Origin of the sequence: Microbacterium sp. B19 (assembly GCF_000333395.1) — a bacterium.
Classification (GTDB): Bacteria; Actinomycetota; Actinomycetes; order Actinomycetales; family Microbacteriaceae; genus Microbacterium.
The window spans coordinates 1-26257 of record NZ_BADA01000145.1 but is presented as its reverse complement, the minus strand read 5'-3'; the positions used below and the strand labels follow the sequence as shown (position 1 = coordinate 26257).

Here is a 26257-nt window from a genome sequence, read left to right as displayed (position 1 = left end):
GGTCCGACACGGCCAGGGGGAAGAGTTCGGGGCGCCGACCCGGAAGTCGGCGCCCCGCGGGAACGCTTACTTGAACGTGTCCTTGACGTCCTCGGTGGCCTTCTTCGCCTCGGCCTTGACCTGGTCGGCCTTGCCCTCCGCGACGAGCTTGTCGTTGTCGGTGGCGTTGCCGATGGCTTCCTTCGCCTTGCCCACGATGTCCTGAGCGGCGTTCTTGATCTTGTCGTCGAGACCCATGATCGGTTCCTTCCCTAAGTGACGTCGTCGCGCCGGGTGGTGGCCGCGGCGGAGCCGGTGTGCTCACTCCTCAGACGCGTCGACCCGGCCATTCGTCACGCGATCGAGCGAAAAAGTTCACGAGATCGGTATTCCGCATCCGGAATGCACCCGTGACGGCGCGGAGCGATCTCGTTAGGGTCGAAGGGTGGCGCGCGACGAGTGGGACCCCCGGAACCTTCCCGACCTCACGGGCCGCGCGTACCTCGTCACCGGGGCGACCCGCGGACTCGGCTACTTCTCGTGCGAACAGCTGGCCGGTGCGGGCGCGCACGTGCTGCTCACGGGGCGCAACCCGAACCGGCTCGTGCTCGCGAAGGAGGCCGTGCGTCGAACGCATCCGGATGCCTCGATCGAGACGCTCCTCCTCGACACGAGCAACCTCGGGTCGGTGCGCGCCGCTGCGGCGACGGTCCGCGCCCGGGGTCGACTCGACGGGCTTCTGATGAACGCGGGGATCGTGCACCCGCCCAAGACGCGTGAACTGGCCGGAGGGCACGAAAAGGTCTTCGCGACGAACGTTCTCGGACACTTCGCGCTCGCGGGTGAGCTGCTGACCCCGCTGGCGGCGGCGCGCGGGCGCATGGTGTGGGTCGGCAGCATGGCGACCTCCCTGTGGAAGCACCTGCCGACCGACCCCGACCTCGTCGAGGGCTACACCCCGTGGCGGGCATACGTGCAGTCCAAGGCGGCCACGACGATGCTGGCCCTCGAGGCCGACCGCCGGCTGAAGGCGCACAGCGTGCCGGTCGAGAGCCTGGTCGCCCACCCGGGGTACTCGACGAGCGGCCGGACCCGTGGCATCCGCGGGGTGAACGAACCGACGCGCCTCACGCGCTTCGTCGACAACCTCCAGGCCGCGTTCACGCAGGGCAAGGACGAGGGGGCGTGGGCTCTCGTCCGTGCCCTGACCGACCCGCGGGCCGAGGGCGGCTCGATGTACGGACCCGCGCAGCTCGCGCGGGGGCTTCCGCGCCGGGCGACTCCCGCGCGCCTCACGCGCGACAGCGGGCTCAGCGCCGACCTGTGGCGCGCGTGCGAGACCGCGACGCACGTCCGCTGGCCGTTCGAGCGCGTGCGCCGCGTGGCATCCTGAATCCGGTTCTTCGGCTGAGACGGCGTCGCGCGCGGTGACGAGCAGAGGATCTGGGACGGCGGGAGGATCCGCCGCGCCGGATCGGGCCTCCCGCCCTCCCACGCCCTCCGCCCGTCACGGGCGCGCCGCGCGCGTCTCCCATGCCCTCCGCCCATCACCGGCGCTCCTGTCGCGTCAGCGCGTGAGCCAGACCGAGGCGCCGGCGCCCTCGGGCAGCGCGACCTCGACGCCGTCCGCCCGCACGGTGTCGGGCGACACGACCTCGACCTCGTGGCCGACGTCGATCTGCCGCGCCACGAGCGCCCGGAGCAGCTCGGGGTCGCGATCGCTGACGCGCAGCACGCGTCCCGAGTGACCGGATGCCGCGTCCTGCAGCAGCACGAAGGGTTCGCGGTGCACCGCACCGGTGGCATCCGGGATCGCGTCTCCGTGCGGGTCGAACCGGGGCCGCCCGAGCCGCTCGTCGATGCCCTCGAGCAGCCGGTCGCTGAGCGAGTGCTCGAGGACCTCGGCTTCGTCGTGCACCTCGTCCCACGAGTAGTGGAACTCGCGCACGAGCCACGTCTCGATGAGGCGGTGTCGACGGATCACCGACGCCGCGCGCCGCGCGCCCGCGGGCGTCAGTGACACGGGACCGTACGGCCGGTGGCTCACGAGCCCCTGCGCCGCGAGCTTCTTCACCATCTCGGTGACGCTCGAGGGGGCGAGGCTCAGCACCCCGGCCAGCTGCGAGGGCGTGATCGGGTCGTCCTGCCACTCGGTGTGGTGGTAGATGGCCTTGAGATAGTCGTCGGCCACGGGCGATTCCACGCGCTCAGCCTAACCGCCGCTGAACACCAGCCACAGGAGCACGGCGTTCAGCGCGACGAGGAACACCGAGGCCATGATGCCCGCGGCTGTCGTGAGGGGGCGGTTGCGGTGGGCGCCGAGGAGGTCGCGCCGGGAGGTCAGCACCACGAGCGGGATGAGCGCGAACGGGATGCCGAACGACAGCACGACCTGGCTGAGGACGAGGGCCACCGTCGGGTCGATGCCCAGCCCGAGGATCGCGAGCGCGGGGACCAGCGTCACCAGGCGGCGGGCGAGGAGCGGAACGCGGATGCGCAGGAGCCCGTGCATGATCTCGGCGCCGGCGTACGCGCCGACGGACGTGGAGGCCAAGCCGCTCGCGAGCAGCCCGACGGCGAACAGTGTCGCGACCAGCGATCCGAGCCCGTCGCGGAGCGCCGCGTAGGCGCCCTCGAGGCTGTCGGTGCCGTCGACGCCCGTGAGGTTGGCCGCGGCGAGCAGCAGGATCGCGAGGTTCACCGTGCCGGCCACCGCGAGGGCGATCGTCACGTCCCACCGGGTCGCGCGCAGCAGGCGCGGCGTCGAGACGCCCCGAGCCGCTTCGAGATCGGCGGCGGCGGTCGGCTCGGCGGGAGCGAAACGGTCGCGGCTCAGCGCCGAGTGGGCGTAGATCGCGTGCGGCATGATCGTCGCGCCCAGGATGGATGCCGCGAGCAGCACCGACGTCGCCCCGTCGAACCGCGGGACGAGTCCGCCGACGACACCGACCGGATCGGGCGGCGCGAAAAAAAGGCCCGCGGTGAAGCCCCCCGCGATGATCACCAGCAGCCCGATGACGACGGTCTCGAACGCGCGTGCGCCGCGCCGCGACTGCACCAGCAGCAGCGCGATCGACACCACGCCCGTGATCGCCCCGCCCCACAGCAGCGGGATGCCGAACAACAGATTCAGCGCGACGGCGCCGCCGATGACCTCGGCGACGTCGGTGGCCATCGCGACGAGCTCGGCCTGCAGCCAGTACGCCCGACGGACCCACGGGCGGTGGATGCGACGCCCGAGCAGCTGCGGGAGGCTCTCGCCCGTGACGATGCCGAGCTTTGCCGACAGGTACTGGATCAGCCACGCCATGACGTTGCCGAGCACCACCACCCACACGAGCAGGTAGCCGAACACGGCCCCGGCCGTCATGTTGCTCGCGACGTTTCCGGGGTCGAGGTACGCCACGCCTGCGACCATCGCGGGCCCGAGGAGCCATGCCGCGCGGCGCGTGGCGCGACGCGGGGGCGCGGCATCCAGAGTTTTCGGCATGCCGAAAGATTAGCGATATTTCGGGATACCGAAAAGTCGTGTTGCGCGAGGAGGCGGCGCGCGCGGGGCGGCGGATAGCCTGGAGCGATGACCCACGGCGACGCGACCCCGGTACCGGACGACGCGACGCCGGTGGTGCTCCCGGGTGTCGGGCCGTGGCCCGGCGGACCCGACGCGTGGCCGGACGACCCGCGCTACGATCGCGAGCTGCTCGCCGAGGGCGACCGCCGCAACGTCGTCGACACGTACCGGTACTGGACGATGGATGCCATCGTCGCCGACCTCGATGCGCGGCGGCATCCGTTCCACGTGGCGATCGAGAACTGGCAGCACGACCTGAACATCGGGTCGATCGTCCGGAGCGCGAACGCGTTCCTCGCGGCCGAGGTGCACATCATCGGCAAGCGGCGCTGGAACCGTCGGGGCGCGATGGTCACCGACCGGTATCAGCACGTGCGGCACCACGAGGACGTCGCCGCGTTCGTCGCCTGGGCGAACGACGCCGGGCTCCCGGTTCTGGCGATCGACAACGTCGACGGCTCCGTCCCCGTCGACCGCGCGGAGGTGCCCGAGGCGTGCGTGCTGCTCTTCGGTCAGGAGGGGCCGGGACTCTCGCCCGAAGCGCTCGCCGCGGCCACGAGCGTCATCGAGATCACGCAGTACGGCTCGACGCGGTCGATCAACGCGGCCTCGGCGGCCGCCGTCGTCATGTACGAGTGGTGTCGCCGCTGGGCGTGAAGCCCTCTGCGCGGGCGGGGCACTCGTCGAGCACCGGCGAACCGTGGACGCGACCGGCGCGCATGAGCATCACGGCCGCCGCGTAGAGCACCGCGGCGCTGAGCACGACCGAGACGCCGAGCACCGCACCCGAGTACGGTCTCGCCCGGTAGATGTACGCCGAGGTCGTGGCATCCCACACCTGGTATTCGACGTAGTAGTAGCCGCCCGCGCAGAAGATGGCCATCGCCAGGATCAGCGCGGCGACGACGATCACGACTGCCGCTGCATGCCCCCGCATGCGCCCAGGATAGAGAATCCTGAGTGTCGGGTGTGTAAAGAATGCGCGAATTCAGGTCCCCGCGCGCGGGTGAATTTCGTAAGCGAACACCGCCTGCTCCGCTGCGTCCACCCGGAGCGTCGCCGGGGAGGTGGCATCCCATCGGATCGTCGTGGGCGTCGCTCCCGACTGTCCGGGCGCGCCGCACGCGACGTCGGTCGTCGTCCCGGCGACCTCGACGGTGAGGGGCGCTCCGGTCGCGCTCTCGCACGCGACGACGACGTCCCAGGAACCGCCGACGGGGGCGAGGTCGACCGCGGCTCCGGCGGGCCCGACCTCACCGGTGCCGCGCGCGACGGCGGTACTGCCGCCGAGGCCGTTCTCCGGCAGCGCGGTCGCCGCCCACTGCTCGAGCGCGGTCGTGTCACTCGGCAGCGCCGCGCCGGGGGACGGCGCCGACGGGGCCAGAGACGGGACGGATGCCGATGGCCCGGCGGAGGACGCGGACGGCGAGGCCGCGTCGGTCGAGGTGCACCCCGCGAGCACGAGCAGCGCCGGGACAAGCAGGGCGGGGAGGGTCGCGAGGACCGGGGGGTTCGACCTCATGCCCGCACGGTACGCGCGGCGCCTGGGAGTCGCGTGGGCGTGTCAGGCGCCCGCGGTCGTCCAGGCGTGGCCGCGCACGCGCAGGCCCAGGGTGGTGGCGCGGGCGAGCAGGTAGACGCCGAAGAACGCCGCGGCGAGCCAGGCCAGGCCCGCGGCGCCGCCACCCGCGAACAGGGCGACGAGCACGAGCGCGGGGAGGTACGGCACGAGGTTCAGCAGCCCCGCGATCGCGAGGTACTTCGCGTCGCCCGCGCCGATGAGCACGCCGTCGAGGACGAAGACGAACGAGGCGAGCGGCTGCGCGACCGCGAGCACGAGCAGGGCCGGCTGGATGAGCGCGGCGATCGCGGGATCCCCCGTGAAGACGAGTCCGAGAACCCCGGATGCCGCCGCCACGAGCGCCCCGACGGCCACCCCGAACCACAGCCCCCACGCGACCGTGCGCGACAGGACGTGTCGGGCACCGGCGACATCGCCCGCGCCGAGCGACTTGCCGACGAGCGCCTGCGCCGCGATCGCCAGGGCGTCGAGGGCGAAGGCCGCGGTCGAGAAAATCGTGAAGGCGATCTGCCACCCGGCGAGCTCGGCGGACCCGAGGCCCGTGGCCACCGCCACCGTCGCCAGGAACGCGGCGCGCAGACTGAGGGTGCGGACGAACAGCCACCCGCCGGAACGCGCGGTACCCCGCAGACCCTCGGCCTCGGGGCGGACGGATGCCGCGTGCCGACGCGCCAGCCGCGTGGCGATCACCACGTACGCGCCCACCATGCCCCACTGCGCCAGGACCGTGCCGATCGCGGAACCGGCGATGCCCCACCCGAACCCGTAGATGAAGAGCGCGTTCAGCAGCGCGTTGACGCCGAAGCCGAGGCCGGCGATCCACAGCGGGGTCACGGTGTCCTGCATGCCGCGGAGGAGCCCCGTGGCGGCGAACACCACGAGCATCGCGGGCAGCCCCCACATCGAGATCGACAGGTAGACGCGCGCGTTCTCGGCCACGTCGGGCGCGGCGCCGAAGACACCGACGAGGAGCGGCGTGGCCATCACCCCGACGAGCGCGAGCACCCCGCCGATCGTGAGCGCGAACCACATGCCGTCGATGCCGACCGAGACCGCACGGCCCAACTCGCCCGCGCCGTAGCGGCGGGCGACCGCGGGGGTCGTGGAGTACGCCAGGAAGACCATCAGCCCGACCACGGTCTGCAGCACCGCGCTGCCGATCCCGAGGCCTGCGAGCGGCGCGACGCCCAGATGGCCCACCATCGCACCGTCGACGATGAGGAACAGCGGCTCGGCGATCAGCGCGCCCAGCGCCGGCACGGCCAACCGCACGATCTGGCGGTTGAGGGTCGCCGGTGCGGGTGTGGTCACCGTTCGAGCCTACGGCCGGCCTCCGACACGGCATGCTGAGCCCGCGTGGAGCGGAGGGATTTATCCTGTCTCCATGACCCAGACCCCCCACGCAGGTCTTGCGCTCGAAGAGCTCAGCGATGAGATCCGCCCGCAGGACGACCTGTTCCGGCACGTCAACGGCCGCTGGCTGGAGCGCACCGAGATCCCCGAAGACAAGGCCCGATGGGGCAGCTTCCATCTCATCGCCGAACAGGCCGAGAAGGACGTCCGCACCATCGTGGAGGAATCGCAGCAGGCCGAACCGGGCAGCGAAGCCCGCAAGATCGGCGACCTGTTCGCGAGCTTCATGGACACCGCCCGCATCGAGGAGGCGGGCGCGACGCCGCTCGCCGACCAGCTCGCGCGTGTGGATGCCATCACCGACGTGCCCGGATTCCTGCGGCTCGTCGGCGAGCTCGAGCGCGACGGCGTGAGTGGCCTGCTCACCCTGTTCGTCGAGCCCGACCCGGGCGACCCGACCCGGTACGTCCCCGTGATCTATCAGGGCGGCCTGTCGCTCCCCGACGAGAGCTACTACCGCCTCGAGAACTTCGCCGAGACCCGCACCGCCTACCGGGCGCACATCGAGCGCATCCTCGAGCTCGCCGGGGTTACCGAGGCAGCGGCATCCGCCGATCGGGTGTTCGCGCTCGAGACCGACATCGCCACGCACCACTGGTCGCGCGAAGACAGCCGCGACGCGGTGAAGACCTACAACCTCCGCACGTGGGACGAGATGGTCGGCCTCGCCGGTCTCGACCTCGCGCCGTGGCGCGCCGGTGTCGCGCCCGGCCACGAGGACGCCTTCGCCGAGGTCGTCGTGTACCAGCCGAGCTTCGTCGAGTCGCTCGCGACGCTGCTCGTCGAGGAGCGTCTGGAGGACTGGAAGGCGTGGCTGCGGTTCGCGATCGTGCACTCCTCGGCGGCGTTCCTGTCCGACGAGTTCGTGGCCGAGAACTTCGCGTTCTACGGCACGCAGCTCACTGGTGTCCCCGTCAACCGCGAGCGGTGGAAGCGCGGCGTGAGCCTCGTGGAGGCCGCCCTCGGCGAGGCGATCGGCAAGGTCTACGTCGAGCGACACTTCCCGCCCGCGGCGAAGGATGCGATGGACGTGCTCGTCGCGAACCTCATCGAGGCGTACCGCGAGTCGATCGCCTCGCTCGAGTGGATGACGCCCGAGACGCGCGAGCGCGCGCTCGCGAAGCTCGACGCGTTCACGCCGAAGATCGGCTACCCGGTGAAGTGGAAGGACTACTCCGCGCTCGAGATCGACGCCGCCGACCTCGTCGGGAACGTCCGTCGCGCCCACGTCTGGGAGCACGACCGCCAGCTCGCGAAGGTCGGCCAGCCGATCGACCGCGACGAGTGGTACATGACTCCGCAGACCGTCAACGCGTACTACAACCCGCTCATGAACGAGATCGTGTTCCCCGCGGCGATCCTGCAGTACCCGTTCTTCGACGCCGACCGCGACGCCGCCGCGAACTACGGCGGCATCGGCGCCGTGATCGGACACGAGATCGGCCACGGGTTCGACGACCAGGGCAGCCGCTTCGACGGCGACGGGTCGCTGCGCGACTGGTGGACGGATGCCGACCGCTCGGCGTTCGAGGAGCGCACGAAAGCGCTCATCGCGCAGTACGAGGAGCTCGTTCCCGAGGGCCTCAGCGCGGAGCACCACGTCAACGGGGCGCTCACGATCGGCGAGAACATCGGCGACCTCGGCGGCCTCGGCATCGCGATCCGCGCCTACCGGCTGTCGCTCGGTGAGGACGAGCCGGCCGACGGTCCCGTGATCGACGGGTACAGCGGCATCCAGAGGCTCCTGCTCAGCTGGGCGCAGATCTGGCAGCAGAAGGGTCGGGATGCCGAGACCATCCGGCTCCTCACGATCGACCCGCACTCGCCGAACGAGTTCCGCTGCAACCAGATCGTGCGCAACATCGACGCGTTCTACGACGCGTTCGACGTGACCGAGGGTGACGCCCTGTGGCTCGCCGAGGACCAGCGCGTCACCATTTGGTGAGGTTGCGTTTGTTGCTCTCCTGACCCGGAAGGAGCCACGCTCGTGGGCATGCCACCGGTTCCCGAGCCCGCCGTCCCCGAACCCGCCGGAGGGCCCGTGGAGTCGTCGCGACGCGACGCCCCGGCTCTCCGCGGGTCGGCGCGCAAGGGTCCCCGGCGACTGCCCCGGCGGGCGGCCGCCGGGCGGCGCTCGTTCACGGCCACGCTCCGGGCGCTCGACGAGCTCGCGGCATCCGGAGCGAAGGTGTCGGTGCGCATCGACGACCTCGACGGCGGCTCCGCCGTGCTCGAAGGTGACGACTTCCTCACGCTGCCGGTCGCGGGCCTCGGGGTCGTGCCGCTGCTCGTCGAGGTGGCCGCGGCGATCGAGGCGGGCCGCGTCGACGCGCTCGAGATCATCGATCGCGCGACCGTCGACTCCGCCTCGGGCGGGGGAGTGTGGCAGCACTTGAAGGCTCCCGCGCTGCCGCTGGCCGACGTCGCGGTGCTCGCCGCCTCGGCCGGGGACGCGCTCGCCGCCAACGCTCTGCTGCAGCGCGTCGGCTTACCCGCGGTTCGGGCGCGGATCGAGGAGCTCGGGCTGCGCCGCACGGCGCTGCTCGACCGGTTCCGCGACGACCGTGGCCCCGACGACGCGCCGCACGTCGCGCTGTCCACCGCGCGCGAGATGGCCGCGGTGTTCGCGGGGCTCGTGAACTCGACGGTGGTGTCGCCGGGGGTCAGTGCCCAGGTCGCGGAATGGCTGAGCCTCAATCACGACCTGTCGCTCGTGGCATCCGCCACCGGTCTGGATCCGTTCTCGCACGAGAACGACGAGCACGGCCTGCTGTTCGTCAACAAGACGGGGCGCTCGGACGGCGTGCGGGCCGAAGCGGGAGTGCTCGGGGGCCCGCGCGCCGGCGTGGCGTTCGCGATGATCGTGAACTTCGACGACCTGTCGATCGCGCACCGCCTGCGCGCGCACGACGCCTTCCGCGTGCTCGGCGTAGAGCTCATGGAGTACGTGTTCTGAGGTGCGGGCGCGACGTGGCGGCGCCGTCTGACGCCGAGACTGCCCGCGCCTGACAGACCCACTGCAGGCTGCAGTGGTTTCGTCAGGCGGATGCAGTCTCGCGGACCGGAGGCGGTACGGGAGGCGGGACGCGCGGCGGGGAGCCGCGGCGGCACAACGCGGGGGTCAGAGGTGGGCGCGGACCTCGTCGTCGGACGGCTCGACGAGGACGGCGCCGTCGGGCAGCACGACGACCGGCACCCTGGTGCTGCCGCCGATCCCGGCAGCGCGCGCGGCGTCCTCCGCCGACGCCCCGACGTCGACGAACGTGTACTCCGCGCCCACGTCCTGCAGCAGCGCGCGCGTGCGGAGCGTGTCGGCGCACTCCTGCTTCCCGTAGACCACGATCTCGGCGCTCATCGGGCCGTGTACCCGCCGTCGACCGGCAGTGTCACGCCGGTGATCCAGTCGGCCTCGTCGGAGGCCAGGAACAGCACCGCGTACGCGACGTCGATCGGGCGGCCGAGCCGACGGATCGACTGGTGCGCGGTCATCATCTCCTCGTACGCCGGCATCCCGCCGGGATACTCGGCGGCGATGCCCTCGACGAGCGGGGTGAGCACGGTCGACGGGTTGACCGCGTTGACGCGGATCCGATGCCGGCCGTAGCTGGCGGCATCCTGTCTCGTCTGCATGTTCACGGCGCCCTTGGCGACGTGGTACGGCGTGAATTCGTCGTTGCCGAGGATCCCGTAGATCGACGAGAAGTTGACGATCGCGCCCTTCCCGGCCTCGAGGAAGTGCGGGACGGCGGCCTTGGTCGCGAAGAAGACGCCCTTCACGTCGACCGCGAAGACGGCATCCCACTCCCGCTCCGTGACCTCGTGCGTGGGCTTGTCGACGCCGATGATCCCGGCGCAGTTGACCAGCACGTCGAGCCCGCCGAACGCCGCGGCGGCACCGTCGACCGCAGCCCGCACGTCGGACTCGTCCGTCACGTCGGCTCGCGCGAACACCGCGTCGCCCCCTGATTCCCGGATGCCGGCGGCCACCGCCTCGCCGGCTTCGGGCTGCGCGTCCAGGAGCGCGACACGCGCCCCCTCCGCCGCGAAGAGCTCGGCCGTCGCGCGGCCCATTCCGGAGGCGGCGCCGGTGATCACCGCGCGCTTGCCCTGCAGTCGTGCCATGGGGATTCCTTTCGGGACGGCGGGGACGCGCGCGGTGCGCGCCCCCGCTGGAGGGGTCGGGTCAGGCGTCGACGGGCTGCTTGGCGCCGGTGCGGTGGAGGAGCGACGCGTAGCCGGATTCCTCGAGCTCGCGGCAGTAGCGCTGGTAGACCTGCCCGCCGCCCATGTAGACCTGGAACTCCTCGGGCTTACCCGGGATGTTCTCACCGAGGAACCAGGCCTTGGCCTTCTTGCCCTCCGTATACATGACGGTCTGACGTCCGGTCTTCTCGGTCTCCTCGCGCCACCAGTCCTCGGATTCGGGCGTCGCCTCGAAGTACTCGATCCCGTTCTCCTCGGCCCACTTCAGCGCCCGCTGCAACCACTGCGCGCCGAGCTGGATCGGAACGATGAGGTTCGAGTACGGCGTCTGCGGGCCGAGCGACATGAAGAAGTTCGGGAAGCCGTTCGCGTTGATGCCGAGGTTCGACTTGAGTCCGTCCTCGGCCCACTTCTCGCGCAGCGTGCGACCTCCGCGGCCCACGATGTCGATGTGGGTGAGCGTGCCGGTCATGGCGTCGAAGCCGGTGGCGAAGATGAGCACGTCGAGTTCGTACTCGGTGTCGCCGACCTTCACGCCCTTCTCGGTGATGGCCGTGATCGGCGTCTCGGCGGTGTCGATGAGGTGGACGTGATCGTGGTTGAACGCGGCATAGTAGCCGTGTCCGGTCGGGACGCGCTTTCCGTTGAACGAGTACGTGCGCGGCGAGAGAAGCTCGGCCGTCTCGGGGTCCTTGACGATCTCGGCGATCTTCGTGCGGATGAACTCGGACGCCAGTTCGCTGGCCTCGTGGTTCGTCGCGAGGTCGTTGAAGCACTCGTTCGCGAAGTGGAAGCCGCCCTCGTTCCACTTGCTCTCGAAGATGCGGCGGCGCTCGTCCTCGGAGACCTCGAGCGCGCTGTGCTCGGCGGGCTCCATCGCGACGCCGAACGGGTGGTTCGCCGCCTTCTCGTAGACGAGGTCGTAGTTCTCGCGGAGCCACGCCATGTCTTCTTCCGAGACCTTGTCGTTGTTCGTCTCGACGATGAAGTTCGGCGTGCGCTGGAAGACGAAGAACTCGTCCACCTGCCCGGCGATGACGGGCACGATCTGGATGCCGGAGGCACCGAGTCCGATGAGCCCGACGCGCTTGCCCGACAGGTCGACGCCTTCCCGCGGCCACTGGGCGGTGTGGTACTTCTCGCCGCGGAACGTCTCGATCCCGGGGATCTCGGGGAAGATCGGCTGCGACAACACGCCCATGCCGCTGACCAGGTACTTCGTCGTGAGCGTGTCGCCGCCCTTCAGATGGACTGTCCAGGTGTTGGCATCCTCGTCGTAGACGGCCGACTCCACGCGGGTGTGGAGGCGGATGTCCCGGCGGAGGTCGAGGCGGTCGGCGACGAAGTTGAGGTACGACAGCACCTCCTCGCCGGACGGGTACCGCTCGGTCCAGGTCCACTCGTCGCGCACCTCCTTCGAGAAGGAGAACGAGTAGTACGAGTACTCGCTGTCGGTGCGCACACCGGGATAGCGGTTCACCCACCAGGTGCCGCCGATCCCGTCCTCCCCGTCTAAGGCGATCGTGCGGAGGCCGATCTCACGGAGGTGGTGCAGCATCGCCAGGCCGGAGAATCCGGCGCCGATGACGATGGCGTCGTAGTCGCGGTCGCCGGTACCGCGTGCAGGGGTGTCGCTCATGGCGGGGGTCCTTTCGGTGGAGGGGGTCATGCCGAGACGCGCGACGAGCTGGTCGCGCGCACCCATTCGGCGATTCGACGGATGGAGGTGTCGGCGGGGGCGTGCCGCCCCGCCTGGAGGGGCCAGACGTGCTGTTCGCCCGAGACGGTCTCGAACGTGACGTCGACGCCGTCGCGGGCGGCGCGCTCGGCCAGACGCACGGCGTCCGCGTACAGGGACTCGGCGTCGCTGGCGGTGATGAACAGCGGCGGGAACCCGGTGAAGTCCGCGTACAGCGGGTTCACGAGCGGGTCGGTGGGAGAGGCGCCGCCGGAGAGGTAGCGGTCGATGTTCCCCTGCAACCCTTCGCGGGCGATCAGGAAGTCCGTCGCGTCGTTGGTCTCGATCGTCTCGCCCGAGTTCTCCATGTCGACCCAGGGCGAGATCGTCGCGACCCGCCCGGGGAGGGCCGCGCCGCGCTGCAGACGCCGCAGGACGGTCGCGATCGCGATGCTCGCGCCGGCGCTGTCGCCGACCGGCGTGATGGCCTCGGGGGCGTAGCCGTCGGCGAGAAGCGCGTCGATCACGGCATCCGCGTCGTCCAGCTGCGCGGGGTACGGGTGCTCGGGGGCGAGACGGAAGTCGGCGACGAACGCGGACGAGCCGGCGGCCTTGGCGAGGTGTCCGGCCATCTTGCGGTGGCTGGCCGACGAACCGAGGGCGAATCCGCCACCGTGCAGCACGAGCAGGATGCGGTCGCGGTCGGCCTCCAACGGCGTGACCAGGATGCCGGGGACGCCCCCGATGCTCGTCGAACGGTACGTTACGTCCTCCGGTTCGGCCGTCGCGCGCTGCCAGTCCTCGAACACCCATCGAAGGACGGGGAGCGACATGTCGGGGGCGGCGGTGAACTCGACGGTCCACTCGGCGTAGATCTCCCCCAGGGGGTCGGTGGGCCTGTTCTCGGCCATTCGCGGATCCTCCTCATCGTGGATTCCAGGTCGTTCGGGGCATCGGAGCGCCCCGGTGACCCCAGGATGAACCGCCCTCCGGCCGTCGGAACGGGGTGTCGCAGAATGAGTCACCCGCGTCTCACCGTGACGCGATCAGCCCCCCGCCCGCCGCCGCAGACTGCTGGACACCACCACATCCATGCCGGCATCCACAGCGGGGGACCCACCCCTCCGGCCGGCTCTCAATGACGAGAAAGTTGGCACGCACATGCGACACAGCACCGCGCTCCGAGCGGCAGCGGTCTTCGCCGCCGTCGGGGCACTCCTGCTCACCTCGGCCTGTTCCACCGGGTCGCTGTCGTCGGCCGGGTCCGGCGGCGACGCGACCACCGGCGCCACCGACAGCCAGGTCACCACCGGCACGGTCGGCGTCCAGGGCGACATCCAGGACATCTCGAACTTCTGCGGCGACAAGGACATCACGGTCGCCCTCGCCGACGGCTTCGGCGGCAACTCCTGGCGCAAGATCACGCGGGCGATCTTCGAGGCCGAGGCGGCCAAGTGCCCGAACATCAAGAAGGTCCTCTACACCGACGCGCAGGGCGACACCCAGAAGGCGATCAGCGACATCAACTCGCTCGTCGCGCAGGGCGTGAACGTCATCGTGACGTTCGTCGACGGCGGCGAGGCGCTGCTCCCCACCATCCAGAAGGCGACCGCGGCGGGCGTCAAGGTCGTGCCCTTCGTCGGGTCGCCCGGCGGGACGCCCGGTAAGGACTACGTCGACTTCGTGTCGGAGGACATCACCACCTACGGCAAGAACCTCGCCGACTGGACCATCAAGACCATGGGCGGCAAGGGCAACCTCGTCATGCTCGGCGGTATCGCCGGCAACTCGTACTCGCAGGGCGTCTACGAGGGCGTCCTCGAGGCCGTCAAGGCGAACCCCGGTGTGACGCTGCTCAACACCGACGGTCCCGTCGCCACCGACTGGGAGCCGGGCAAGACGCAGCAGGTCGTGGCCGGTCTCATCACGAAGTACGGCGACATCAACGGCATCGTCGCCGACTACGGCGGGGGCTCGGTCGGTGGCATCCGTGCCTTCGAGGCCGCGGGCAAGCCGTTCCCGGTGTGGTCCGCGAACGACAGCAACGAGTTCGCGTGCCTCTGGTACGAGTACAAGGACACGCAGCCGACGTACCAGATCGCGACCGAGTCCTCCCGCAACTGGATCGTCACCGTCGCCCTGCACAAGGCGCTCGCCGCGGCCAACGGGCTGCCGAACGACGAGCCGTCCACCTACAACCTCGAGATCATCGAGGACTCCACGGACTCGTCGAAGCAGCCCAAGTGCGAGAGCAGCCTGCCCGCCGACGCGATCCTCTCCTCCGGCCTCTCGGTCGACCAGCTGAAGCAGCTGTTCCAGTGATCCCCCGCCGGGGTCGCGGCCGAACGTGCCGCGGCCCCGGCCCCCGTTCCCACTCCCAGGAGGAGAAAGCCATGAACCGTCTCACCGGCAAGGTCGCCGTCGTCACCGGCGCGGGCCGCGGCATCGGCCGCGCGATCGCGGAAGCCCTGCACGCCGAGGGGGCGACGACCGTCGCGACCTCGCGCTCGTCCGCCGACCCCACCTTCGGGCCCATCCAGTACGCCCCGCTCGACGTCGCCTCCGAGGAGGACTGGCGCCGGGTGATCGGCGACGTGCTCGACACGCACGGCCACATCGACGTCCTCGTCAACAACGCCGGGATCATCGCGTACGACCCGCTCCACGAGCTCACCATGGCCGACTGGCAGAGCGTCGTCGCCACCAACCAGACCGGCGTGTGGCTCGGCATGCGCGAGGTGATCCCGCACATGATCGCGCAGGGCGGCGGCTCGATCGTCAACATCTCGTCGATCTGGGGCTCGGCGGCGGTCGGCGGCGCGCACGCGTACCACGCGACCAAGGGCGCGGTGCGGAACATGTCCAAGAACGCCGCGATCACGTACGCCACGCAGAACGTGCGCGTGAACTCCCTGCATCCGGGGTTCATCGAAACGCCCCTCACCGACGCCCAGGCGCCCGACGTCAACGACTACGTGGTCTCGCAGACGCCCATGGGGCGCGCCGGCAAGCCGCACGAGATCGCCGCCGGCGTCGTCTTCCTCGCCAGCGACGAGGCGAGCTTCGTCACCGGCTCCGAGCTCGTCATCGACGGCGGCTACCTCGCTCAGTGACGCACACCGACAGAACGGATTCGCCATGACAGACATCGACGTGGGGACGGCGCTCGCGCCCCCCGAGGCGGGTGCGGGAGTCGCCTCCCTGCTGCGCCTGGACGGCATCACCAAGACCTTCCCGGGCGTCCGCGCCCTCACCGACGTGCACCTGGACGTGCGCGCCGGCGAGGTCCACGCCCTCGTGGGCGAGAACGGGGCGGGGAAGTCCACGCTCATGGCGGTCGCGTCCGGGGCGCTCGCCGCGGACGAGGGCTCGGTCTGGATCGCCGGCACCGAACTCGCCTCCGCCGACCCCGAGGAGGCCCGACGACTCGGCCTCGGCATCGTCCGCCAGGACCCCGCTCTCCTGCCCGACCTGACGGTCGCCGAGAACATGGCCGTCGGGGTCGGCTTCCGCCGCGTCGGCGGCCTCGGCCGCGCCGCCGCGTGGGCCGCGGAACGGCTCGCCCCGTGGGACATGGGCATCGACCCCCGCACCCGTGTCGCCGACCTGTCGGTCGAGCAGCGCTTTGTCGTGGAGATCGCGAAAGCACTCGCCCTCGACCCGCGCGTCCTGATCCTCGACGAGCCGACCGAGCACCTCAGCATCGAAGAGGTGCAGAAGCTGTTCGCCCGCGTGCGCGAGGTCGTCGCGGGCGGCGCGGCGGTGGTCTACATCTCGCACCGGATCCCGGAGGTGAAGCAGATCTCCGACCGCATCACGGTGCTCCGCGACGGCAAGGTGCGCGGGACCTTCCCCGCCGCCGAGGTCGACGAGGCGCAGATCATCGAACGCGCCATCGGGCGCAAGCTCGAGGCCGTGTTCCCCGAGAAGGGCAGCATCGCCGGCACGATCCAGGATGCCGACCGGCTGACGGTCCGCGGACTGCGGGGCGACCACTTCCACGACGTCTCCCTCACCGTCCGCTCCGGCGAGATCGTCGGTCTCGCGGGCGTCCAGGGGAATGGACAGGCCGCGCTCATCCGCGCCCTCGCCGGGCTCGAGGCATCCACGGGCGAGGTGAGTGTCGATGGCCGTCGCGTCGGCGGCGGGTCGTCGGGTGCCGCGGCGGCCGGTGTCGTCTACGTCCCGGCCGACCGGCACCGCGAGGGGGTGTTCCTGCCGCTGTCGGTCGCGGAGAACGTCTCTGCCGGCACCCTGCCCGAAGCATCCCGCGCCGGCTTCGTCAGTGACCGGAAGATGATGGCGCGCGCGAAGGAGATGATCGGGCGCCTGTCGATCAAGACGCCGAGCCCGCGCACCGCGGTGTCGTCGTTGTCGGGCGGCAACCAGCAGAAGGTCGTGCTCGCCCGCACGCTGCTCGCCCGGCCCCGCGTGCTCCTCGCTGAGGAGCCGACGCAGGGCGTGGACGCCGGAGCCCGTGTCGACATCTACCGGATCCTCCGCGAGGCCGCCGACGCCGGCGCCGCCGTCGTCGTGCTCTCGTCCGACGGTGTCGAGCTCGAGGGACTGTGCGACCGGGTGCTGATCCTCTCGCGCGGCGAGGTCGTGCAGGAACTCACCGGATCCGAGGTCACCGAGACCGCGATCGCCCGCGCCGCTCTCACGTCCACGACCGTGCGCGCCCGCGAGGAGACCGACGGGCGCCGCCACCGACTCCGCGCGTGGCTGCGCGGCGATCACGCTCCGGCCGTCGCGCTCGCGGCGGTGTTCGTGGCCCTCGCCCTCGCGGTCGCGACCACCAACGGCGCCTACTTCTCGCCCTTCAACCTCAACAACCTGCTGTTCATGATCGCGCCGCTGCTGTTCGTCGGCGCCGCGCAGCAGGTCGTCGTCCTCGGGTCGGGTTTCGACCTGTCGGTCGGGCCGCTCATGGGGTTCCTCGTCGTGCTGTCGTCCTTCTGGATCGTCGACGGCGGCAACCTCTACGTCGGCCTCGCGCTCATGATCGCCGGCGCGATCGGCGTGGGCGTCATCAACGGACTACTCGTGACCCGGTTCGCGATCAGCCCGGTCGTCGCCACGCTCGCGATGTTCATGGCGCTGCAGGGCCTGTACCTGCTGCTGCGGTCGACGCCCGGCGGGGTGATCTTCCCCGGCGTCTCGGACCTGATCCAGGCCCGCGTCGGCCTCGTCCCCGTGGCGACGATCGCCGGGATCGTGGTGCTCGTCCTGCTCGAGATCGCCCTGCGCCGCACGCGCTGGGGAGTGCAGTTGCGGGCCGTGGGCTCGCACGACGCGGCCGCCGCCCGCCTCGGCATCCGAGTCGGGTGGGTGCGGTTCCTGTCGTACGTGCTCTGCTCGCTGCTGGTGCTCCCGGCGGCCGTGATCCTCATGGCACAGATCGGCATCGGCGACGGTCGTCCCTCGCTGTCGTACACGCTGGCATCCGTCACCGTCGTGGTCCTGGCCGGAACGAGCATCTTCGGCGGGCGCGGTTCGTTCATCGCGGTCATCGCGGCGGCGTTCCTCGTGCAGCAGATCCTCAACGTCTCGCCGTTCCTGGGGCTGTCGCAGGCCTGGTCGTACTGGCTGCCCGGCCTCGTCACGCTCGCCGCGGCCGGACTCTACGCCGCGCTGCGCGGCGGCGGTCGCCGTCGACGTCGCCCGCGGGGCGCCGCCATCGCTTCTCCCGGAGGTGCCTCATGACCCGGATCGACACTCCGCGCTCCGCGCCGGAGACCACCACCACCTCGCTCCCCGTCCCCCCGACCGGGCGCTCGGCCGAAGCCGTATGGCGGAGGGCGCTCGCCGGCAGCTGGGTGCCGATCACGGTCGCGACCGCGGCGCTGTTCCTCGTGAGTCCGGTCATCGCACCGGGGAGCCTGGATGCCGCGCCCCTGCTGTCGATGCTCCCCTTCGCGTCCGTGCTCGCGATCGCCGCCGCCGGGCAGACGCTCATCGTGCAGCAGCGCGGGCTCGACCTGTCGGTGCCGGGCATGATCGCGCTCGCCGCGGTTCTCGCGACGGCCCTGCCGCAGCAATACGGCTGGGGCGTGTGGCCGGCGGTCGTCGCCGCGGTGGTGCTCCCGGGCGTCTTCGGGCTCTTCAACGGCGCGATCGTCGCGGGCCTCCGGATCATGCCGCTCGTCGCGACCCTGGGGATGAACGCCGTGCTCCTCGGCACGGTGTTCTCGATCGCGAACGGCACGCCCTCGGGGGCAGCCGACGAGCTGAACCGCTTCGCGCTCGCCCGCACGCTCGGCATCCCGAACACGGCCCTCATCGCGATCGTGGTCATCGCCGTCGCGGCCGTGGTCACCCAGCGCTCGATCATCGGCCGACGTCTCACCGCGGTCGGGGTCAGCGAACCCGCCGCGGCCGTCGTCGGGGTACGGGTGCGGGTGTACCAGATCGCGGCTTACGGGTTCGCGGGCCTCTGCTACGGCGCCGCCGGCGTGCTGCTCGCGGGCTACACGAAGACCCCTGCGCTGTTTCTCGGCGACCAATACCTGCTGCCGACGGTGGCCGCGGTGGTTCTCGGTGGCACGGCCCTCACCGGCGGCATCTCCTCGATCGCGGCGACGGCGGTGGCCGCGCTGTTCCTCACGCAACTCGGACAGTTGCTGCGTTCGGTCGGCTGGCCCGACGCGCTGCAGCTGCTGACCCAGGCGATCGTGCTCGTGCTGGTCGTGGTGATCCGCGAGTTCGTGCCGGTGCTCGTGCGGCGCCGTGCCGTGCGGCGGATGGCGCGGGAGTCCTGACCCGGGACGGGTGCGGGACGGGGCGGAGGTGCGTCGGGTGCCTCCGCCCTTCCGCGTGCCGTGGCTGCGGCCCAGGCGGGCGCAGGCGGCGGGTGGGGGCGGGCGGGGCCGTTTCGCCGAGACTGCATCCGCCTGACAAACCCACTGCAGCCTGCGGCGGTTTCGTCAGCGGCATGCAGTCTCGCGGATACCGGATACCGGATACCGACCGTCAGGCCGTCAGGCGGTACGTCTTCATCTTGCGGTACACCGTGGCGCGGGAGAGGCCGAGGATCTCGGCGGCGCGCGACCGGTTGCCGCCCGCCTCCTGCAGCGCGCGCTGGATCGCTTCGAGCTCGGCCCGCTCGATCATCGTCATCGACCGCGCGCCGCGGACCGACATCGGCAGATCCGCCGCGCCGATCGAGCCGCGACGGCCGCTCAGCGCGAGTTGCTCGATGACGTTCCGCAGTTCCACGATGTTCCCCGGCCACGCGTGGGCCTCGAGGGCGGCGAGCGCGTCGCGGGTCGGTTCGAGGTGTGCGGACGGCGCGGCGTGGTCGGCGAGGGCGCGCCACAGCGGGCCGACGTCACCCGTCCGGTCCCGCAGCGCGGGGACCCACGTCGTGGGGGAGCCGACGCGCGTCGCGAACGAGCCAGCCTCGGCGCGGTCGGCGACCGACAGCGTGAGCAGGACCGCACCCCGCGTGGGCGTCGAGTCGATGAGCGACACCATTCCCGACAGCGAGCCCGGATCCAGGGTCTGGATGCCTTTGACCACCACGGGCGCGCCGGCGGCGAGTCGCTCCGACAGGCGGTGGAGCCAGCGGCGGGAGCCGAGGACGTGGCGTTCGGCCGCGTCGACGACCGTGGCCGCGCGCGCCGCGCCCGGACGGTGCGGCAGCCCGAGAGCGAGGGAGGTCTTGCCGGTGCCGGGTTCACCGGCGATCAGCAGGGGAGTGCGGGCTTCGCGGTGCCGGGCCACGGTCTGCGCGACCGCGAGCCACTCGGTCGACCGGCCCGCCAGCGCCGGGCGCAGCGGGCCGAAGCCGCCGTGGGTGACGGGGCGTTCTCCGACGTTCACGACGGCGACGCTGCCGGCACCGTCCTGCAGCCGGGTGACCTGCACGTCGGCGTGGCCCGTCGAGAGTTCGACGTTGACGCGGCCACCGCGGGAGTCCTCGGCGCACAGGCGCTGTACGAGGGCCATGTCCGCGGTGGACAGGCGGGACGCCCGCTGGTTCTGCATCAGCAGCCCGTCCGGGCCGAGCGCCACGACCGGCCCCTGCTGGACACGGGAGGCGGCGAGGAACGCGGCGAGCATGGTGCGGGCGGCCGGGCGCTCGGCATCCATCACGTGCTGGCCGAGCTGCGCGGCGATCGAGTGCGTGAGGGGACGCAGGAGCTCGGGGCGTTCGGTGATGCGCGTGGAGAGGGTCACGACCGCGAGCAGGCGGCCGGTCAGCGGGTGGCGCACGGGGCTGCCGGTGCACACCGCGGAGCGGTAGAACTCGGCGAAGTGCTCATTGCCGGTGATCTGGACGCTGCGGCCGGTGGCGGCGACGGTGCCGACGCCGTTGGTGCCGACGGTCTCCTCGGACAGCACGGCACCGCGGACCGTGCCGAGACGGTCGAGGTGTTCGGCGGCGGCGCGGTCGTGGGTCCACCGCTGGAGGATGCGGCCCTCCGAATCGGCGAGCAGCAGCCCGAGGCCGGTGCCGTCCAGTTCGTCGGAGACGCGCGCGAGCGGGGCCTGGAACATCTCCAGGAGGTGGCTGTCGAGCAGGTCGAGACCGACCTGCGGCACGTCGCGGATGCGATCGGGCGAGCCGAGGGCGTCCTTGGAACGCTGCCACGAGGTCACGAGGTCGGGGCGGAGGGCGGCCGTCGCGGACGTGGCGCTGAGGATTTCGTTCTTCGCCTGCTCGATGAGGCGCGCGGAGGCTGTGGTCATCTTCGACTCCTTCGTCGAGGACGGGCTCGCTCGCCCGTCGATGCGGATCAGAGGATCCGGATGCGATGGGCGGGCTGTCGGGTGCGCTGAGAGTACCCCACTCGTGGTCGCGGGGGAATGGGCCGCTCGGCGCTCATACGGCGACCTCGTCGAGGTGCACGAGCCCGCCGTCGGGGGTGACGCGTCGCTCGTACTCGAGCACGGCGAGGCGTCCGGCGAGCTCGATGTGGTGCTCGCTCGTGGCCCGCGCGGCGACCGGATCGCGGTCGACCGCCGCGGCGTGGACGATGGCGGTCAGCTCGTCGAACGACTGCGCCACGCGGGCGTCGTCGAGGAAGGCATAGCGCCGGAAGAGGCCGATGCGGGTGTGGACTCCGGCCAGCTGGTCGGAGAGGACGTCGTTGTCGGCTCCGGCCAGCAGGATCCGGTAGAACTGCGACTTGCTCTCTTCCCGGCTCGCGAGCGTGCCGTGCAGGTATTCCGCGGTCATCGCGGCGTGATGGTCGATGAGGCGGGCGCAGTCGGCGGGGCTCGCGCGCCGCGCGAACAGGGCCGCGGCGAGGCCCTCGAGGGTGGCGCGGACCTCGTACAGCGACTCGATCTCGCGCTTGGTGAGCACCGCCACGATCGGGCCGCGGCCGGGGAGGACCGAGATGAGGCTCTCGCTCTCGAGCTGGCGCAGGACCTCGCGGATGACGGTGCGGGAGACGCCGTACGCGGCGCACAGGTCGTTCTCGCGGAGGCGCTCGCCGGGCGCGCGGCGTCCTTCCAGGATCTCGTCGCGCAGGAGCAGCAGCACCTGCTGACGCAGGGGAGCGGCGTGCCGTTCGATGACGGGCATGGGCGACCGGCCTTTCGGGAGCTGTCTCACATCGAGACACTCGCCGTGCGACGGCGGGTGTCGCTATTACCGTAATACGAGATGACGATTCCGGAAAGGATCAACGATGACCACTCTCGCTCCGCCGTCGCGAACGGCGACTCTGCGCGGGCATTCCGTGCCCCTGGATCTCTTCATCGACGGCGAGTGGCGCGCCGGTGACGGAGACTTCGCGGTGTACGACCCGGCATCCGGAATCGAGATCGCGCGCGTCGCCGACGGCACCGCCGCGGACGGGAAAGCGGCGCTGGATGCCGCGGCCGCCGCGCAAGCCGCGTGGGCCGCCGTCCCTCCGCGCGACCGGGCCAACCTGTTCTCCCGCGCGCACCGGCTGCTCCTCGAACGAGGGGATGCCATCGCCGAGATCATGACGCTCGAGAGCGGCAAGCCGCTCGCCGAGTCGCGGGCGGAGTTCCAGCTCAGCGCCGACTTCTTCCTCTGGTACACCGAGCAGATCGCGCACCTGCACGGCTCGTTCGCTCACGGATCGCGCGGCGGATACCGGATCGTCACGACCCACCAGCCGGTGGGCCCGACGCTGCTCATCACTCCGTGGAACTTCCCGCTGCTGATGATCGCGCGCAAGGCCGGCGCGGCGCTCGCGGCGGGATGCACCACCGTGGTGAAGACGGCGCGCGAGACGCCGCTCACGTGCGCGCTGTTCGTGTCGGTTCTGACCGAGGCCGGCTTCCCGCCCGGCGTCGTGAACCTCGTGCACACGACGTCGTCGTCGACGATCTCGGCCGAGGTGATGGCCGACCCGCGGCTGCGGAAGGTGAGCTTCACCGGCTCCACCGAGGTCGGGTCGACGCTGCTGCGCCAGGCTGCGCCCGGAATCGTCAACGCCTCGATGGAGCTCGGCGGCGACGGACCGTTCGTCGTGCTCGACGACGCGGACGTCGAGGCCGCCGCCGCGCAGGCGATCGTGGCGAAGTTCCGCAACGCCGGTCAGGCGTGCGTCGCGGCGAACCGGATCATCGTGCACGAGAGGGTCGCCGACGCGTTCATCGAGCGCTTCGTGACCCTCGCGAAGGCGCTGCGCGTCGGGAGCGGCTTCGACGCCGGAACCGACGTCGGCCCCATCATCTCGGCCCGCCAGCGCGATGGTGTCGCCGACCTGGTCGCGGAGTTCGAGCGCATCGACGCGACGCTGCTCGCGGGCGGTCGCGCGATCGACGGCGACGGGTACTTCTTCGAACCCACCGTCTTCGAGGTGCACGACCGCGAGAGCGACGTCTGCCACCGCGAGCTGTTCGCCCCGATCGCCGCGATCTACCGTGCCGAGAGCACGGCGGATGCCATCCGCTTCGCCAACGACACCCGGTACGGTTTGGCCGCCTACGTTTTCACGCGCGACCTGTCCCGCGCGTTCGCCGTCGCCGAGCGACTCGACTTCGGCATGGTGGGCATCAACCGCGGGATCATGGCCGATCCCGCCGCCGCGTTCGGCGGTGTGAAGGCGTCCGGCCTGGGCCGCGAAGGCGGACAGGACGGCATCTACGAATTCCTCGAGCCGAAGTACCTGGCCGTCACCGTCGACGAAGAAGGAGCCCTCTCGTGAGCGACACCACCGTCCTGCCCGCCCCCGTCCGCACCGACAACGACCTCGCGCTCGGGCTGCTGCGGCAGCCGCGCTCGGTCCTGTTCGGGCCGGGGCAGCGCCGCCAGCTGCCGCGCGTGGTCGCCGAGATCGGCCGCCACGCCCTCCTCGTCACCGATGAGCGGATGGCATCCAGTACCGAATTCCGCGAGATCGCGGACGGCCTGCGCGCCGCGGGCGTCGAGGTCGAGGTGTTCGACCGCACCGAGGCCGAGCTCCCGCGCGAGAACGTGATGGAGGTCGCGGAGCGCTACCGCTCCGTGCCGATCGACGTGATCGTGGGCGTCGGCGGCGGGTCGTGCCTGGACCTCGCCAAGGTCTCGGCGGTCGTGCTCGCGAACGGCGGCGATGTCCGCGACTACTACGGCGAGTTCCTCGTCCCGGGTCCGGGCGTCCCGGTCGTCACCGTGCCGACCACGGGCGGCACGGGCGCCGAGGTCACCTGCATCTCGGTCGTCTTCGACGGTGAGCGGGGCATGAAGGTCGGCGTCGCGAGCCCCCACCTCGAGGCCACGGTCGCGGTCATCGACCCCGAGCTCACCCTCACCTGCCCGCCCGGACTCACCGCCGCGACGGGCGCCGACGCCCTGTCGCACCTGGTCGAGGCGTTCACGGGTCGCGCGAAGAACCCCACCCCGGAGGAACTCGCGACCAAGCTCTACGCGGGGAAGAACGTGCTGACCGACGTGTACGCGCGGCAAGGGTTGTCGCTGCTCGGCAGGTCGCTGCCGGCCGTCGCGGCGGACGGGTCCGACCTGTCCGCGCGCACCGACACGATGTTCGCGTCGTACTGCGCGGGCATGGCGATCAACACCGCGGGCACCGCGGGAGCCCACGCGATCCAGTCGCCGATCGGCAACCTGACCCACACGCCGCACGGCTTCGGAGTCGCCGCGCTGCTGCCCTGGGTGATGCGGTACAACCTGCCGAGCCGGATCGCGGAGTTCGCCGAGATCGCGCGGCTCCTCGGTGCCGGCGACGCGTCCGCGAGCGACGAGGAGCGGGCGCGCGAGGGCATCCGCGCCGTCGAGGGACTGCTGCGGGCGCTGGGCGCGCCGACCGATCTCGCGACCCTCGGCCTGTCGCCCGACGACTTCGGCTTCGTCGCCGATCAGGCGCTGCTCGCCACCCGCCTCACCGCGAACAACCCGCGCGAGCTGACCCGTGAGGCGGTGCTCGAGATCCTCCGCCGCGGGCACGCCGCCGATCGCGACTGGTGGGGCGAGTGAGCACTCGGCCCATCGCGATCGTCGGGTCGGGCGCGATCGGCGTCGCGTTCGCGGTGCTCTTCGCCCGGGCCGGCCGCACCGTTGCCGTGTTCGACATCGACGACGCCGCGCTGGACCGCGGTCGCGCGGACGTCGAGGCGCGGCTGCGGCTGCTCGCCGACGCGGGGCTCCTCGACGAGGAGCCTCCCGTCGTCGCGGCGCGGATCGGATGGCATACGGATGCCGCGACGGCCGCGCGCGACGCGGAACTCGTGCAGGAGTGCGCCCCCGAGCGGGCCGACCTCAAGCGCGAGGTGCTGGCGCGGTTCGCGGCGGTGGCTCCCTCCGATGCGGTGCTGGCGAGCTCGACGTCGGCGATCGCTCCGTCGGTGCTCGCCGCGGGCCTGGCGCCGGACGTCGCCGCACGCGTGGTCGTGGGGCATCCGGGCAACCCCCCGTACCTGCTGCCCGTGATCGAGGTCGTCCCCGCTCCCGTCACGGCATCCGGAACCGTCGACCGGGCCGCCGCGATCTACCGCTCCGTGGGCCTGCGTCCGGTCGTGTTGCGGCGCGAGATCGAGGGCTTCGTCTTCAACCGGCTGCAGGGCGCGCTGTTGCGCGAGGCCTACTGCCTGGTGCGGGACGGGATCGTGGATGCCGCCGACGTCGACGAGGTCGTCCGGAGCGGCCTGGGCCGCCGGTGGAGCATCATCGGCCCGTTCGAGACGAGCGACCTCAACGTGCGCGGCGGCATCGCGGCCCACGCCGAGCGGATGGGGGAGTCGTACGCCCGTATGGGCGCCGAGCGAGGACAGCACGACCCGTGGACGCCCGAGCTCGTCGCCCGCGTCGCCGCCGAGCGTCGCGCGGCGCTGCCGCTCGAGGACTGGGACGCACGGGTCCGCTGGCGCGACGCCCGCCTCATGGCCCTCACGCCGCTGTGGGACGAGGTGGGCTGAGCGGGCCGGGCGAGCGGTGTCCGGTGACGCCGAGACTGCACGCGCCTGACAAGTCCACTGCAGGCTGCAGTGGTTTCGTCAGGCGGATGCAGTCTCGCGGACTGAGGCGGCGGGTTATCCCGCAACTCGCCCCGGAACGCAATCCCTCCGTGCGTGATTCGGCCCGGTGGGAGCCTGGTGCCCCCGAACACCGAAAGGACTGGGACGATGTCCGAAACCACCACCACCGACCCGTTCGCGAACTCCACCGGCCCCGAGGGCCACTCGATCACGGACTGGACCGACCTCGGCCGCGAGATGTGGTCGTACCTCACCGGCCGCGGCGCGGCGGTCAACTACTCGTTCGTCGACATGACCGTCGAGGTGCCGCGCGACATCGGCCCCGACGCTCCCCGCGCGACGTGGAAGCTGAACGGCACCCTCCGCGTCACGACGAGCGACGACACCGCGCCGGGCTCCGACCCGTACCGCGGCAACTGAAGGCGGGCGC

At 71.4% G+C, this 26257-nt stretch carries 24 protein-coding genes; 12 read left to right on the top strand and 12 right to left on the bottom strand.

The genetic code is table 11. The annotated features are described in order from the left end of the window. Positions 1 to 66: 66 nt before the first annotated feature. Positions 67 to 237 carry a CsbD family protein gene (locus I5G_RS05510; RefSeq protein ID WP_022878170.1) on the bottom strand — a complete coding sequence of 57 codons (171 nt, stop codon included), beginning with the start codon at positions 235 to 237 and terminating at the stop codon, positions 67 to 69. 187 nt (positions 238 to 424) lie between these two features. Between I5G_RS05510 and I5G_RS05505 the strand changes: the two genes are divergently transcribed. After that, positions 425 to 1372: an SDR family NAD(P)-dependent oxidoreductase gene (locus I5G_RS05505; RefSeq protein WP_022878169.1), complete on the top strand. Its 948-nt coding sequence runs from the start codon at positions 425 to 427 to the stop codon at positions 1370 to 1372. Between the two features lie 174 nt (positions 1373 to 1546). Here I5G_RS05505 and I5G_RS05500 read toward each other — a convergent pair whose 3' ends face one another. Continuing rightward, positions 1547 to 2182: a metal-dependent transcriptional regulator gene (locus I5G_RS05500; RefSeq protein ID WP_022878168.1), complete on the bottom strand. Its 636-nt coding sequence runs from the start codon at positions 2180 to 2182 to the stop codon at positions 1547 to 1549. Between the two features lie 9 nt (positions 2183 to 2191). Beyond that, positions 2192 to 3469, bottom strand: coding sequence for an Nramp family divalent metal transporter (locus I5G_RS05495; protein WP_022878167.1), 1278 nt, complete (start codon positions 3467 to 3469; stop codon positions 2192 to 2194). Positions 3470 to 3556: 87 nt separating this feature from the next. Here I5G_RS05495 and I5G_RS05490 point away from each other — a divergent pair, with 87 nt between their 5' ends. Then, positions 3557 to 4207 carry an RNA methyltransferase gene (locus I5G_RS05490; RefSeq protein ID WP_022878166.1) on the top strand — a complete coding sequence of 217 codons (651 nt, stop codon included), beginning with the start codon at positions 3557 to 3559 and terminating at the stop codon, positions 4205 to 4207. Here the strand turns inward: I5G_RS05490 and I5G_RS05485 are convergent. From I5G_RS05485 to I5G_RS05475, 3 genes are read right to left on the bottom strand one after another with little or no spacing between them, the layout of a single operon-like run. After that, positions 4176 to 4487, bottom strand: coding sequence for a hypothetical protein (locus tag I5G_RS05485; protein ID WP_022878165.1), 312 nt, complete (start codon positions 4485 to 4487; stop codon positions 4176 to 4178). The genes I5G_RS05490 and I5G_RS05485 overlap by 32 nt on opposite strands. 51 nt (positions 4488 to 4538) lie before the next feature. Further along, positions 4539 to 5072, bottom strand: coding sequence for a hypothetical protein (locus tag I5G_RS05480; RefSeq protein WP_022878164.1), 534 nt, complete (start codon positions 5070 to 5072; stop codon positions 4539 to 4541). Between the two features lie 42 nt (positions 5073 to 5114). Beyond that, positions 5115 to 6443, bottom strand: coding sequence for an MATE family efflux transporter (locus tag I5G_RS05475; RefSeq protein WP_022878163.1), 1329 nt, complete (start codon positions 6441 to 6443; stop codon positions 5115 to 5117). Positions 6444 to 6516: 73 nt separating this feature from the next. Here I5G_RS05475 and I5G_RS05470 point away from each other — a divergent pair, with 73 nt between their 5' ends. Further along, on the top strand, positions 6517 to 8490 hold the full coding sequence (locus I5G_RS05470) for a M13 family metallopeptidase (protein WP_022878162.1): 1974 nt from the start codon (positions 6517 to 6519) through the stop codon (positions 8488 to 8490). Positions 8491 to 8532: 42 nt separating this feature from the next. Beyond that, on the top strand, positions 8533 to 9501 hold the full coding sequence (locus tag I5G_RS05465) for a serine hydrolase (RefSeq protein ID WP_026095670.1): 969 nt from the start codon (positions 8533 to 8535) through the stop codon (positions 9499 to 9501). A gap of 165 nt (positions 9502 to 9666) precedes the next feature. Here I5G_RS05465 and I5G_RS05460 read toward each other — a convergent pair whose 3' ends face one another. The 4 genes from I5G_RS05460 to I5G_RS05445 all read right to left on the bottom strand — a co-directional run bounded on the left by I5G_RS05460 (position 9667) and on the right by I5G_RS05445 (position 13337). After that, the gene (locus I5G_RS05460; protein WP_022878160.1) at positions 9667 to 9900 is read right to left on the bottom strand and encodes a glutaredoxin domain-containing protein; all 234 of its coding nucleotides are present in this window, start codon (positions 9898 to 9900) and stop codon (positions 9667 to 9669) included. Next, positions 9897 to 10667: an SDR family NAD(P)-dependent oxidoreductase gene (locus I5G_RS05455; RefSeq protein ID WP_022878159.1), complete on the bottom strand. Its 771-nt coding sequence runs from the start codon at positions 10665 to 10667 to the stop codon at positions 9897 to 9899. Before I5G_RS05455 ends, I5G_RS05460 begins: the two co-directional genes overlap by 4 nt. A 61-nt stretch (positions 10668 to 10728) precedes the next feature. Continuing rightward, positions 10729 to 12387, bottom strand: coding sequence for an NAD(P)/FAD-dependent oxidoreductase (locus tag I5G_RS20825; protein ID WP_051038652.1), 1659 nt, complete (start codon positions 12385 to 12387; stop codon positions 10729 to 10731). 26 nt (positions 12388 to 12413) lie between these two features. Next, positions 12414 to 13337, bottom strand: coding sequence for an alpha/beta hydrolase (locus I5G_RS05445; RefSeq protein ID WP_022878157.1), 924 nt, complete (start codon positions 13335 to 13337; stop codon positions 12414 to 12416). Between the two features lie 250 nt (positions 13338 to 13587). On the opposite strand from I5G_RS05445, the gene I5G_RS05440 reads away from it, so the two are divergent. The 4 genes from I5G_RS05440 (at position 13588) to I5G_RS20820 (ending at position 19187) form a co-directional block, all read left to right on the top strand. After that, a complete protein-coding gene (locus tag I5G_RS05440; RefSeq protein WP_022878156.1) occupies positions 13588 to 14748 on the top strand; it encodes an ABC transporter substrate-binding protein in 1161 nt (386 codons plus the stop codon). A gap of 71 nt (positions 14749 to 14819) precedes the next feature. Then, positions 14820 to 15539: an SDR family NAD(P)-dependent oxidoreductase gene (locus I5G_RS05435; RefSeq protein WP_022878155.1), complete on the top strand. Its 720-nt coding sequence runs from the start codon at positions 14820 to 14822 to the stop codon at positions 15537 to 15539. Between the two features lie 25 nt (positions 15540 to 15564). Then, positions 15565 to 18132: an ATP-binding cassette domain-containing protein gene (locus I5G_RS05430; RefSeq protein ID WP_022878154.1), complete on the top strand. Its 2568-nt coding sequence runs from the start codon at positions 15565 to 15567 to the stop codon at positions 18130 to 18132. Further along, positions 18129 to 19187 (top strand): ABC transporter permease, encoded by a 1059-nt coding sequence (locus I5G_RS20820; RefSeq protein ID WP_022878153.1) that lies wholly within the window; start codon positions 18129 to 18131, stop codon positions 19185 to 19187. The genes I5G_RS05430 and I5G_RS20820 overlap by 4 nt, the downstream gene beginning before the upstream one ends. 211 nt (positions 19188 to 19398) lie before the next feature. Here I5G_RS20820 and I5G_RS05420 read toward each other — a convergent pair whose 3' ends face one another. Together I5G_RS05420 and I5G_RS20815 are read right to left on the bottom strand one after the other, a co-directional pair. Next, positions 19399 to 21120: a sigma-54-dependent Fis family transcriptional regulator gene (locus tag I5G_RS05420; protein WP_022878152.1), complete on the bottom strand. Its 1722-nt coding sequence runs from the start codon at positions 21118 to 21120 to the stop codon at positions 19399 to 19401. A gap of 133 nt (positions 21121 to 21253) precedes the next feature. Continuing rightward, positions 21254 to 21961: a GntR family transcriptional regulator gene (locus tag I5G_RS20815; protein ID WP_022878151.1), complete on the bottom strand. Its 708-nt coding sequence runs from the start codon at positions 21959 to 21961 to the stop codon at positions 21254 to 21256. Positions 21962 to 22067: 106 nt separating this feature from the next. Between I5G_RS20815 and I5G_RS05410 the strand changes: the two genes are divergently transcribed. The 4 genes from I5G_RS05410 (at position 22068) to I5G_RS05395 (ending at position 26247) form a co-directional block, all read left to right on the top strand. After that, a complete protein-coding gene (locus I5G_RS05410) occupies positions 22068 to 23561 on the top strand; it encodes an NAD-dependent succinate-semialdehyde dehydrogenase (RefSeq protein WP_022878150.1) in 1494 nt (497 codons plus the stop codon). Next, the gene (locus I5G_RS05405; RefSeq protein ID WP_022878149.1) at positions 23558 to 24829 is read left to right on the top strand and encodes an iron-containing alcohol dehydrogenase; all 1272 of its coding nucleotides are present in this window, start codon (positions 23558 to 23560) and stop codon (positions 24827 to 24829) included. The genes I5G_RS05410 and I5G_RS05405 overlap by 4 nt, the downstream gene beginning before the upstream one ends. After that, a complete protein-coding gene (locus tag I5G_RS05400; RefSeq protein WP_022878148.1) occupies positions 24826 to 25767 on the top strand; it encodes a 3-hydroxyacyl-CoA dehydrogenase in 942 nt (313 codons plus the stop codon). Before I5G_RS05405 ends, I5G_RS05400 begins: the two co-directional genes overlap by 4 nt. A gap of 207 nt (positions 25768 to 25974) precedes the next feature. Beyond that, complete coding sequence (locus I5G_RS05395) at positions 25975 to 26247, top strand: hypothetical protein (RefSeq protein WP_022878147.1); 273 nt, start codon at positions 25975 to 25977, stop codon at positions 26245 to 26247. Positions 26248 to 26257 lie beyond the last annotated feature (10 nt).